Raw genomic sequence first — 12742 nt, 5'->3', positions numbered from 1 at the left:
TCATTGTATCTATCGTAATTTTCATTGTCAAGCGTTGTCTACTTTTACTTTCTTTACCTTCAGTCCTGAATGTTATCTGAATTTGAAAAATTGATAGCATATTATCCTGGAAAACCTTAGTAAATACCATTTTATTCCCTTAAAACGCATGAATATTCCTCTTTACACATCCCATTTGAGTCAAAAAAATATTTTAACCACTACGATAGATACCCCTTTAATAGAAGGTAAAAAATAAAAGACACGGGACCCGTGTCTTTTATTTTTTAATCTTGAAGAGTTGAATCTTCCGTGTCTTCCACACCAGAATCTTCACCAATTCCGTGATGATCACGAACAAAGAAGGCAATTTCCTCTCTTAAGTCCGTATTCTCTTTTAAGAATTGCTTCGAATTTTCACGACCTTGTCCTAAACGTTCTTCATTATAAGAATACCAAGCACCGCTCTTTTGAACGATATCAAGCTCAGAAGCCATATCCAAGATTTCACCTTCTCTTGAAATACCTTCTCCGTACATAATATCAACTTCAGCAACACGGAATGGTGGCGCTACTTTATTTTTCACTACTTTTACTTTTGTTTTATTACCAACGATGTCGTTACCTTGCTTTAATTGCTCCGCACGACGCACTTCAAGACGGACAGTTGAATAGAATTTCAACGCACGACCACCTGGAGTTGTTTCTGGGTTTCCGAACATAACCCCAACTTTTTCACGAATTTGGTTAATAAAGATTGCAATTGTTTTTGATTTGTTGATTGCTCCTGAAAGCTTACGAAGTGCTTGTGACATTAAACGTGCTTGTAAACCTACGTGTGAGTCACCCATGTCTCCTTCAATCTCTGCTTTCGGTACAAGAGCTGCTACAGAGTCAATTACGATAATGTCAACCGCACCACTTCGTACAAGTGCTTCTGCGATTTCTAATCCTTGCTCCCCTGTATCAGGCTGTGATAATAGTAATTCATCTATGTTAACGCCTAATTTTTGTGCATATACAGGATCCATTGCGTGCTCCGCATCGATGAATGCTGCTTGTCCACCTTGACGCTGTACTTCTGCAATTGCATGTAATGAAACTGTCGTTTTACCTGAACTTTCAGGTCCGTAAATTTCGATAATACGGCCACGTGGGTATCCGCCTACCCCTAGCGCCACATCAAGTGCTAAAGAACCACTTGAAATTGTAGAAATTCTACGTTCCGCTTGTTCTCCTAATTTCATAATTGAACCTTTACCGAATTGCTTCTCTATTTGTTTTAACGCCATATCTAATGCCGCTTGACGATCACTCATTCAAAATTCCTCCTTAACTGAATTGCTAATCTTATTATACCTATTTTCAATTCAATTTGCCAACAAAAATCGAACATTTATTCGATTTTTTTATTTTCCATCACACAAATACGGAATTTAACTATAAAAAAAGCTAGAAGAAACTTATATCTCTTCTAGCTTTTTATATAAATGATAAAATCCATATTTTGCTGATCGTTCTCTAATTTGTTGACGACTTCCACTTAAATTAAGAGGAAAGACTGCAGTTTGTTCACCTTTAATCGCTAATCCAACAAATACTGTTCCTGGCTCTTTCTGTTCTGAAGCATCTGGCCCTGCTACCCCAGTGAAACTAATTCCGATATCCGCTTTTAATAAATCCTTAACATTTTCAGCAAGATAACGAGCACATTCCTTACTAACTGCACCATCAGTATGCAATACTTCTTCAGGCACACGTAAAACATGTTGCTTCACATCATTATGATAACAAATGACACCGCCCTTAAATACAGAAGAAACACCAGCATTTTCAGTTACTTGATTTCCAAAAAGACCACCTGTTAAACTTTCTGCACATGCTAAAGTTAACCCTTTTCTCTTCAATAACTCGATTGCCTTATAATGCAAAAATTCTTGGTCATATCCGTAGAAAAATTCTCCTACTCTTTCTAAAATCAAATCTTCCACATGTTGAATTAGTTTCTCCGCTTCTCTAACATTTTGATGCTTAGCGGTTAAACGTAATGTCACTTCTCCATCATTTGCTAGCGGGGCAATTGTTGGGTTTGTTTGTCCATCAATTAAATCTTGAACTTTCACCTCTAATTGGGACTCCCCAATACCGAAGAAACGAAGCACACGTGAATAAATGTTTTCTCCTGTTGTAAAATTACGTAAAAAAGGCTCTACGTAACTTACATACATTGGTTTCATTTCTTTTGGCGGCCCTGGTAATAAAATATAAACTTTTCCGTTCTTATTTACCCCCATACCCGGCGCCATACCGTGGTCATTTGCAAATACTGTTGCTCCATTTAAAACGAGCGCTTGCTTTTTATTATTCTCCGTAAATTCACGGCCTGTACGCTTAAAGTAATTACTTATTAAGGCTAATGCCTTTTCATCATACACAAGCTCTTCATCTAAACTAGCAGCTATCGTTTCTTTCGTTAAATCATCTTTTGTCGGTCCTAATCCACCTGTGAAAATAAGTATATCAGCACGTTCTTCCGCAGCTTCAATCGCCTTTTGCAGTCGCTTATTATTATCACCAACAACAGTATGATAATACACGTTAATTCCGATTGAAGCTAACTTTTCAGATAAAAACTGGGCATTTGTATTTGCAATTTGTCCAAGTAATAATTCAGTTCCAACCGCAATAATCTCAGCATTCATCCCAATTCCCCCATAAACTTCTATTTTGAGTTTACAAAAGCAGCTCTATTTTTCCAGAAATAATCCCATCCTGAAATAACAGTAAAGATTAATGCAATCCATATGAAGATATCAGCAACTGGAATATGGATTAAATTTAAAGGTACATCGTGTAATAAATATGCTGCAATCGCAATAATTTGTGTCCATGTCTTAATTTTCCCTAGCTGATTTGCCGCAACTACTTCCCCTGTTCCAGCAAGTACAAGACGTAAACCTGTTACAGCAAACTCACGACTGATAATTACAATAACAATCCAAGCCGGTACATATTGCATCTCTACCAATGTAATAAGTGCTGCCGAAACAAGTAATTTATCAGCTAACGGGTCAAGAAACTTCCCTAAATTCGTTACAAGATTATACTTTCTTGCGTAATGTCCATCAATCCAATCTGTAGCTGAAGCAATGATAAAGATAAGTGCCCCTACTAAATGTTGAATTGGCAAATCAACATCACCAATTTTGTATGAACCCCAATCAAAGGGCGCTAACATAATTACCATAAAAATTGGAATTAAGAAGATTCTAGATATTGTAATTTTATTTGGTAAATTCACAGCTATTCCTCCATCATATCAAAAACATTTGTTCATCGAAAAAAAGTCATCGAAGCGATGACTGTTATTGTGCAGGTTGCTCTATCCCTTGGTTTTTAATCACCAATCTTTGGTGATATTCTTTTTGTGGATCTAACGGGAAAGCAAGCACTTGGCCATTCAGTTTAATTTCAACATTCGGTGCACTTCCAATATTAAGTCGTACTTCTTTTAATGTTGATACATCGCGTTTTTCTGTTTGACCGCTTTGTACTGTAGTGTTTAGAATTTCGTTACCCGCATCATCCTTAACATCTACATAACTTGCACCCTTCGCTGAAATTTCCAATTCTAACGTTTTATTATTATGAATTTCCAAAGTAGATACCTTACCAGTTGTTCCAACTACTTTCACTTCTTGCTGTCCAGTTGGTGGTGCTGGTTGCTCCTCTTTCTTTGGTTCTTCTTTCTTTGGTTCCTCTTTTTTCGGCTCTTCCGCTTTCGCTTCATCTTTCTTCGTATCTAACGGAGAATCTTTTGCTTTTTGAACTTCAATTTTCTCACTTTGAGCACTCGGAACTTTTTCATCATCTTTTCCAGTTAACGCTTGAAACACAAACCAGATTACGACTCCAACTGCGATTACTAACAGCGCAACTAAGATTTTCGGCATGTGATCTGCAACTGGCCATGATGAAGATTTTTGCATTGTTTCTTGTGTTTTTTGTCCCGTTGATACTTGTGGAACTTCACGCTTTTCAGATTGTGGTATCGTACTCTGATGTTCTACAAGCAGTTCCTCTCCATGTAATCCAACCGCATCTGCGTATTGTTTAATGAATGCACGCGCATAAAAAGCTCCTGGCAATACATCATAATTGCCTTCTTCAATTGCCACTAAATGGCGTTTTTGAATTTTTGTAATCTCATGCAGCTGATCAATAGTCAAGCCTTTTGCTTCTCTTGCTTCTTTCAGCTTTTGTCCCAATTCCGTCACTACTAACACCTCAATATTTCTTTAAAAGTCAAACATAGAGAAATTATTTTGCGTACCTTGCTCAATTTCATCTACTAAATTATATTGAATTTCTTCATCATAATCGTTACGCAACTCGATAATATAATCAAAATCATCCAATGTGTATTCTGACTGACTCACAAATACATCAGGATGTTCTACAACTTTCGTTGCAGGCAATCTCATAATTTCACGAACGAGCTGCCAATGTCTTTCGTTAGCACGCTTCGTTGACACAATTCCATCTAGGATGAAAATATTGTCATCGCTATACTCATCTTCAATTAATTGACTACGAACAGTTTGCTTAATAAGAGTAGATGATACAAATAACCACCTTTTATTTGCACAAACACTTGCAGCAACAATGGATTCTGTTTTTCCGACACGAGGCATTCCGCGTATCCCAATTAGTTTATGGCCTTCTTTTTTCATAATTTCTGCCATAAAGTCTACCAGTAAGCCTAATTCATCACGCACAAATCGAAATGTTTTCTTATCATCTGCATCTCGTTGTATGTACCTACCATGCCTAACTGCTAGCTTATCTCTTAGCTTGGGCGGACGATATTTCGTTACCGTTATGTTATCCATCGTATTTAAAATTGATTCAAGTCTAGAGATTTGCTCTTGATTATCACACATAAGAAGTAACCCACGTCGTGCATTATCTACACCATTAATTGTGACAATATTAATGCCGAGCATACCGATTAACGAAGAAACGTCACCAAGCAAGCCAGGTCGGTTTTTATGTATTTCATATTCAAAATACCATTCAATCATCCAAGATCACTCCCCTTGCTTACTTTACACCTACGTACTATATTATATGATTTCACCTTAATAGGGAAGCTAAATGTATAATCTATCCTGTGTAATTATTATACAAAAAAAGTAGAGAGGAGAATCTCCTCTCTACTTTTACTTATGTTGTACAAACTTAACCATTAAGTTTGCGATTGTATGTTGCTCCTGTTCATCAGCAACTTTCCAAAGCTCAGCTAATAATTTCTCTTGGTCATTGCGTCCTTCTACTTCATTAGCAAGGTAGTCGCCAACACGAAATGCCATATCTGATACCGCACCGCCGTCTAAACCTTTTCCTTGCGCTTGCTCTAAACGATCTCCTAAAAAGCTCTTCCACTGATCAAAATTATCTAATACTGACATAATTAAGCACCTCACTATTGAGTAATAAAATCATGCTTAATTTGTGCAACTATTCATTTTTTATGTAAGAAATTTTTAACAATGCCAACCGCCATTCACTCCGATGATTTGTCCAGTTATGTAAGATGCTCCTGGTGATACGAGGAATGCAACTGTTTTTGCTACTTCTTCTGGTAACCCTATTCTACCTAATGGTATATCTTCAGCAATTCCCATTTTATCTTCTTCAGAAAAAACACTTAACATTTCCGTTTCAATTGCTCCTGGTGCTACCGCATTCACACGTAATCCACTTAAAGACACTTCTTTCGCTAAAGCTTTCACATATGAATTTTGCGCCCCTTTTACCATTGAATAAAGCACTTCACAAGAAGCCCCTATTTGTCCCCATATAGATGAAACAATTACAATATTACCACTTCTCCTCCCAATCATAGGCGGAAGTGCCATTGAAAGTAATTTATATACGTTCTTCACTTGAAGTTCTACCATATAATCCAATTCATCGTTTGTTACATCTGTTACTAGTCCAAAAATACTCTTCCCAGCTGCATATACAATAACATCAATAGGCTGTTCAATTTGTCCCCACAATTGCTCTGGTCCATCACTAGAAGCCAAATTCGCTTGAACAGGGATAACTTCCCCCCATTCCTTCTGCAATTCCAATACCTTTCCTTCACTGTTATTGTAATGTACATAAACTGTATATCCATCTTGAATTAATTGTTTCGAAATAGCAGAGCCAATCCCCCCGCTCCCTCCAGTTACTAACGCATACTTTTTCATAAATTCCCTCTCTTATCTCTACAAGTTCAATTTTCACACAACTAAATAATACCCTCATCTTACAATTTTTCAATGATAAGATGAGGGTATCTTTAAAATGTTATTTTTTCGGTAACACCTGACAAACACTCATTTTTTCTTCTGATAACAACAATTTTGCTACTTCTTGTAAGTCTTGAACGGTTAGCCCTTCCAATACAGTCAATGCATCAAATAGACTAGATTCATTAAACGCATATCGTGTAAATTGATTTGCAATATATTCTGGTGAATTCAACGAGCGTAAAAAACCACCAATTTTCTTTTTCTTCACTCGTTCTAATGCCACCGCATCTAATTGATCATAATCTGTTTTTAATAAAATATCTTTTAAACGATCTGCCAATTCATCAGGTTGTTTCGTATCACCGCCAACCATTGCAAAACCGAAGTTATTTTCTTCTGTATAATCATACGAGAATGAATCATCAATAAGCCCTTCATTATATAAAGCTTCGTAATGAACAGAACTTTTTCCAAATAAATAATCTAAAAGTAACGTAAGCGCAATTTCTTGTTTTAAAAGCGCTTGCCCTTTTTCTTTTAAATTAGTCGCTTTAATACCAACTAAACATTTCGGTGTTTGCACAGGCATTGAAATAATTTTTTTCTTTTCATTTACCTCATTTGGTTCCTCTTCAAATGAACGCACAATTTCTGGCTGGTTTTTATAATCTTTTTTCGCTTGATTTTCACGTACTAAATCCATTGTTTTCTCTGGATCAATTGCACCCACAACAAATAATAACATATTGCTCGGATGATAAAATGTTTCATAACATTCATATAATAAATCTTTCGTAATTTTACTAATAGATTCGATTGTCCCTGCAATATCAATTTTAATTGGGTGTTTTACAAACAAGCTATCAATTAACCCAAAGTACAAACGCCAATCTGGGTTATCTTGATACATTTGAATTTCTTGCCCAATAATCCCCTTCTCTTTTTCAACTGTTTTTTCAGAGAAATAAGGCTCTTGCACAAAGTTTAGCAATGTATTTAAATTTTGTTCTACGTTTGAAGTACATGAAAAAAGGTAAGCTGTTCGTGTGAAGGATGTAAAAGCATTTGCCGATGCTCCTTGTTTACTAAACAATTGGAAAGCATCGTGATCTTCTTTTTCAAATAATTTATGCTCAAGAAAATGTGCAATCCCATCAGGTACACGAATCATTTCTTCTTTCCCTAATGGTACAAATGTATTATCTACTGAACCATATTTCGTCGTAAACGTCGCAAATGTTTTATTAAATCCTTGTTTCGGTAAAACATATACATCTAATCCATTAGGAAGTTTTTCATAATAGAGTGTTTCTTTTAATTGCTCATAAACAATTTTCTCCATTTACTCTCCCTCCGTTCCTTGTAAAAAGTAAATTGTATCTAGTTCAATATTTTTAGCAACTTTTACAATTTCTTCTTTTGTCACACTTTCTATACCTGTAAGCCATTCTTCAACTGGACGTGTACGATCTGAAATAATACCATGATATAGCATTTCTACAAATCCACGCGGTGTATCAATCGCCTCTAATATTTGATTTTGGATGACACTTTTTGTTTGATGTATTTCTTCTTCAGAAAACTCTCCGTTTTGCATCGCAAGCATTTGTTCTTTAATAATTTCAACTGCTTTTTCATAATTTTTCGCTTCAATTCCTGACATAACAAATAATAAACCTTTATGACTTTCAAAGCGCGATGCTGCATAGTACGCTAAACTATTTTTTTCACGCACATTTACGAATAACTTCGAATGAGAAAAACCACCAAACAATCCATTGAACAATTGCAATGCAAAATAATCTTCATCTTTATATGTGACAAATGTACGATAACCGATGTGTAATTTACTTTGTTTTAATTCTTGTTTTTCAACAACTTCTTTTTCTTCATTATTTCGTCTATGAAGGAGTACATTTCTTTCTCTCACTGGACGAGCTGAAATAGAAAAATACTTACTTACAAGATCAACAGCATTTTCTGAAATATCACCAATAATATATAGATCCATTTCATCTTCCGCTAACACCTTTTGATAATATTGATACAGACTTTCATTTGTAATAGAAGTAACACTCTCTTTTTTTCCATTTGCACTTAAACGATACGGTTCTACTTTGCACATTTCTTCAATTAAACGTTCGTTTGCATAACGCATTTTATCATCATAAGTAGCTTCAATGCGCTGTAAAAGTGCTCTTTTTTCACTTTCTACGATAGAAGGTAGGAAACCGTTCCCCTCCGTTGCTGGATGTAACACAATATCCGATAACATAGAAAGCGCTTTTTCAAATAACGGTGGTGCATCATGTAAATATACTTCATTTGCAATGTCTACATAAATGGAGATGATATGGTCTTCTCCTTTTTTACTTACATCTACCGCTAAAGAAGACCCGTATAATTCTTCTAAATATTGACGAAGACGAATTACAGAAGGTAATTTTTCTGTCGCACTTTGCAATACGTATGGCAATAGGGCACGCTCTGTCACCGTCTCTTCATTTAAAGGCGCTTTAAAACGAAATACAAACGTATTCGTTTTATATTTATCAGTCGGAATAATATGTACGCGTAAACCACCTAACTCATGTAGTTGTTGTTCCATTAGTTTCATTTATAGCCCTCCTTTACGTATATAGGAATATTCCTCTTCAATATACAGTTTTTAGAAATGAAAAATCAACTTTTCTTCCTTATTATGCTTACATATGATCTTTCTAAAAACTTTAATATGTAAGGAACATAGTAAAATTCCGTATTAAATATATTCTATGTAAAAAAGCCCACACTAATGTGCGAGCTTTTTTATACTTATAAAATACTTATCGTTTTCCTTTTTCATAAGGAGTTCCTAATGCTTTCGGAGCTTCAGAACGGCCTACAAAACCGACAAGTGCTAATATTGTGAATACATATGGTAATATCGTTAATAAAACACTTGGAATTTGATCTAATACAGGAATTGTTCCGCCCGTTACACTAAGAGATTGCGCAAAACCAAAGAATAGAGCTGCACCTAGTGCGCCTAGTGGATTCCATTTTCCAAAAATCATAGCCGCTAAAGCTAAGAAACCTTGTCCTGTAATAGTTGCCCCTGAGAAGTTATTAGAAATTGACATTGCAAATATCGCTCCACCAATTCCAGCAAACACTCCTGATATACAGACTCCAATATAGCGCATTTTATATACGTTAATCCCCATCGTATCCGCTGCCATGGGGTGTTCACCAACAGCACGTAGACGAAGACCGAACGGTGTTTTATAAATAACATACCAAACAACGAATGCTAAAATAATGGCAATATACGAAGTTATTGGTACGTTCGAGAAAAATATTTTCCCTAAAACCGGAATATCCGAAAGGCCTGGAATATCAATCTTTTCAATACGATACTGAATAAAGTCAGTCTGCCCTTTATCAAAAATCTTCTTAATTGCAAATACTGTTAAACCAAGAGATAAGAAGTTAATTGCTACACCACTTACAACTTGATCCGCTCGGAATGTAATAGAGGCTACCGCATGAAGTAATGCAAATAATCCACTACCAATTGCCGCAAATAATAACGCAATCCATGGAGTCATCGTTCCCCAAGTATCACCCATTAATAAGTTTGTAACTACTCCAATAAATGCACCAAATAGCATTAGTCCTTCTAATCCGATATTTACAACACCCGATCTTTCACTAAATACACCACCTAATGCTGTGAAAATTATAGGTGCTGATGTATATAACGTACCCGTCACAAGAATGGCTAATATATCTAAAAAGCTCATTTATTTCCCCTCCTTGCTCATGCGTGTAAGCGCCCATCTTAACACATAACTACATGCAACAAAGAAGATGATACATGCAATAATTACATTAATAAGCTCTGATGGTACATCTGCCTCAAAGTTCATTTGAGGGGAAGCACTTTTCAAACCACCAAATAATAAAGCTGAAAGGATTATACCAAACGGATTATTCCCTCCAAGTAATGCTACAGCAATCCCGTCAAATCCTACTCCTGTAAACGAAGACATCGCTGTCATACTCTGGAATGTTCCTAACCCTTCCATCGCTCCACCAATCCCCGCAAATGCACCAGCAATTGTCATGGAAAATACTACATTACGAGAAACTTTCATACCCGCATATTGAGAAGCATGCTGATTAAATCCTACCGACTTTAATTCGTAACCTAAAGTTGTTCTATCTAATAAGAACCACATTAAAATAGCGATTAAAATTGCTACAATAATTCCCCAGTGTAGACGTGAACCATCAGTAATAGAAGCAAGCCAGTCTGAAGATAGTGACGCACTCTCTTTAATATCATACGTTTTGTCATTACCCGCATGTAAGAAACGCTTAATAATGTCATATGTTACATACAACGCGATATAGTTCATCATAATGGTTACAATAACTTCATTCACTTGAAACTTTCCTTTTAAATATCCCGGAATGAAGCCCCAAATTCCGCCCACCAATGCTGCGAATAAAATAGATAATGGAATATGAAGGAAAGCTGGTAGTGAGACTGCATAACCGAACCAAACCGCCGCAAGCCAACCAACTAACAATTGACCCTCTACCCCGATATTAAATAAACCTGTACGAAATGCAAACGCCACCGATAAACCAGCAAGAATAAGCGGTATCATTGTACGAAGCGTTTCACCAATCGCACTTGCGCTACCGAACATACCTGTCCAAAGTGCACTATAACCAACAATTGGGTCATAGCCACTAACTAGCATTACAATTGCTCCTACAAGTAAGCCGAAAATAACGGATAGTACTGGGACTAAAATATTTATCGTTCGCTCTGTTAAAAGTTTTTTAGCCATTGGTACCCACCTGCTCCTTCTTTGTTCCTCCAGCCATTAACAATCCAAGCTGTTGTTCATTCGTTTCTTTCGCATCAACTATTGCTACAATTTTCCCTTCATAAATAACAGCAATTCGATCGCTAACATTTAAGATTTCATCTAACTCTAGTGATAAAAGTAGTACACCTTTTCCTTTATCCCTTTGCTCTATTAATCTCTTATGAATAAATTCAATTGCTCCTACATCTAAACCACGTGTTGGCTGTGCCGCGATTAATAAATCTGGATCACGGTCTACTTCACGTGCAATAATTGCTTTTTGTTGATTCCCCCCAGATAGAGCGCGTGCTAACGTTTGCTCACTAGGTGTACGTACATCAAACTGTTCAATAAGAGCCTTTGCTTTTTCTGTAATTTTGCTGAAATTTAAAATCCCTTTCTTTGAAAACGGATTTTTATAGTACGTTTGCAGAACTATATTATCTCTAACAGAAAAATCAAGAACGAGTCCGTGTTTATGACGATCTTCTGGAATATGACCAATTCCCTCTTCTGTTATTCTTCTAACAGGCCAATTTGTTATTTCTTTTCCTCTAATTGCAATAGAACCTGACTCAACTTTTCGTAAACCAGTAATTGCTTCTATTAATTCACTTTGTCCGTTTCCATCAATTCCTGCAATCCCAACAATTTCCCCCGCACGAACAGTTAAGTCAAGGCCTTTTACAGCAGGTAGTTGACGTGCATCGTGAACAACAAGGTTTGCAATTGAAAGTACCTCTTCTTTTGGCTTCGCGTCTATTTTTTCTGTTTTAAAATTCACTTGACGTCCGACCATTAATTCTGCAAGTTTATTTTCATCCGTATTTGCAACGTCAACCGTTCCAATCCCTTTTCCTTTACGAATAATCGTACAACGATCGCAAACTTCCATAATTTCTTTCAACTTATGTGTAATAAGAACAATAGATTTTCCTTCTTGCACAAGCTTTTTCATAATTTGAATTAGCTCATGAATTTCTTGTGGTGTTAACACAGCTGTCGGTTCATCAAATATTAAAATTTCTGCACCGCGGTAAAGAGTTTTCAAAATCTCAACACGCTGTTGCATACCAACTGAAATATCCTGTATTTTCGCATATGGATCTACAGCTAAGCCGTATTGTTCAGACAGCTTTTGAATTTCTTTAGCAGCTTCCTCAACAGCAATTTTCCCTTTTTTCTTCGGTTCATTTCCGAGAATAATATTCTCTGTAACTGTAAAATTATGAACAAGCATAAAGTGCTGATGAACCATTCCAATACCAAGGTCATTTGCCACATTCGGATTGGTAATGTTTACAGACTTTCCTTTAATTTTAATTTCACCTTGTTCTGGTTGGTACAAACCAAATAGTACATTCATCAATGTGGATTTCCCTGCACCATTTTCTCCAAGTAAAGCATGTATCTCACCCTGCTTTACTTGCAGCGTAATATCATCATTCGCTACAATGCCTGGGAATACTTTCGTAATATTATTCATTTCAATTACGTATTCCATTGTGTTCCTCCTTTTAACAGGGAACATTCCCCTATTACACTATTAACTTATTAAGCAATTCGGAAGTTTTATACATACAAAGGTTAGTT

12 protein-coding genes are annotated in these 12742 nt (G+C 36.1%); all 12 read right to left on the bottom strand.

The window, feature by feature from the left end; all coding sequences use genetic code 11:
- Positions 1 to 266 precede the first annotated feature (266 nt).
- The 12 genes from recA to CQ064_RS25110 all read right to left on the bottom strand — a co-directional run bounded on the left by recA (position 267) and on the right by CQ064_RS25110 (position 12653).
- Positions 267 to 1298, bottom strand: a complete 1032-nt coding sequence (recA, locus tag CQ064_RS25165) for a recombinase RecA (protein WP_001283854.1) — start codon at positions 1296 to 1298, stop codon at positions 267 to 269.
- Positions 1299 to 1442: 144 nt separating this feature from the next.
- Positions 1443 to 2681, bottom strand: coding sequence for a competence/damage-inducible protein CinA (cinA, locus tag CQ064_RS25160; protein WP_000990687.1), 1239 nt, complete (start codon positions 2679 to 2681; stop codon positions 1443 to 1445).
- Between the two features lie 20 nt (positions 2682 to 2701).
- Complete coding sequence (gene pgsA, locus CQ064_RS25155; protein WP_001052967.1) at positions 2702 to 3280, bottom strand: CDP-diacylglycerol--glycerol-3-phosphate 3-phosphatidyltransferase; 579 nt, start codon at positions 3278 to 3280, stop codon at positions 2702 to 2704.
- Positions 3281 to 3344: 64 nt separating this feature from the next.
- The gene (locus CQ064_RS25150) at positions 3345 to 4256 is read right to left on the bottom strand and encodes a helix-turn-helix domain-containing protein (RefSeq protein WP_000137473.1); all 912 of its coding nucleotides are present in this window, start codon (positions 4254 to 4256) and stop codon (positions 3345 to 3347) included.
- 21 nt (positions 4257 to 4277) lie between these two features.
- Entirely contained in the window at positions 4278 to 5063 is a 786-nt protein-coding gene (locus CQ064_RS25145) for a DUF3388 domain-containing protein (RefSeq protein WP_000574107.1), read from the bottom strand.
- Positions 5064 to 5201: 138 nt separating this feature from the next.
- Positions 5202 to 5450, bottom strand: coding sequence for a DUF3243 domain-containing protein (locus tag CQ064_RS25140; protein WP_000114444.1), 249 nt, complete (start codon positions 5448 to 5450; stop codon positions 5202 to 5204).
- 75 nt (positions 5451 to 5525) lie between these two features.
- Positions 5526 to 6239 (bottom strand): elongation factor P 5-aminopentanone reductase, encoded by a 714-nt coding sequence (gene ymfI, locus CQ064_RS25135; protein WP_000759628.1) that lies wholly within the window; start codon positions 6237 to 6239, stop codon positions 5526 to 5528.
- A gap of 100 nt (positions 6240 to 6339) precedes the next feature.
- A complete protein-coding gene (gene yfmH, locus CQ064_RS25130; protein WP_000411974.1) occupies positions 6340 to 7626 on the bottom strand; it encodes an EF-P 5-aminopentanol modification-associated protein YfmH in 1287 nt (428 codons plus the stop codon).
- Positions 7627 to 8901 carry an EF-P 5-aminopentanol modification-associated protein YfmF gene (gene yfmF / locus CQ064_RS25125; protein ID WP_000772415.1) on the bottom strand — a complete coding sequence of 425 codons (1275 nt, stop codon included), beginning with the start codon at positions 8899 to 8901 and terminating at the stop codon, positions 7627 to 7629. It lies immediately after the preceding gene.
- 208 nt (positions 8902 to 9109) lie between these two features.
- Positions 9110 to 10069, bottom strand: a complete 960-nt coding sequence (locus tag CQ064_RS25120; RefSeq protein ID WP_000008857.1) for an ABC transporter permease — start codon at positions 10067 to 10069, stop codon at positions 9110 to 9112.
- On the bottom strand, positions 10070 to 11128 hold the full coding sequence (locus CQ064_RS25115; protein ID WP_001085254.1) for an ABC transporter permease: 1059 nt from the start codon (positions 11126 to 11128) through the stop codon (positions 10070 to 10072).
- Positions 11121 to 12653, bottom strand: coding sequence for an ABC transporter ATP-binding protein (locus tag CQ064_RS25110; RefSeq protein WP_000456926.1), 1533 nt, complete (start codon positions 12651 to 12653; stop codon positions 11121 to 11123). The genes CQ064_RS25115 and CQ064_RS25110 overlap by 8 nt, the downstream gene beginning before the upstream one ends.
- Positions 12654 to 12742: the final 89 nt, after the last annotated feature.

The sequence above is a fragment of the Bacillus sp. MYb78 genome, assembly GCF_002975115.1.
GTDB classification, from domain to species: Bacteria; Bacillota; Bacilli; order Bacillales; family Bacillaceae_G; genus Bacillus_A; species Bacillus_A cereus.
This window is presented reverse-complemented; position numbering and strand designations above follow the sequence as displayed.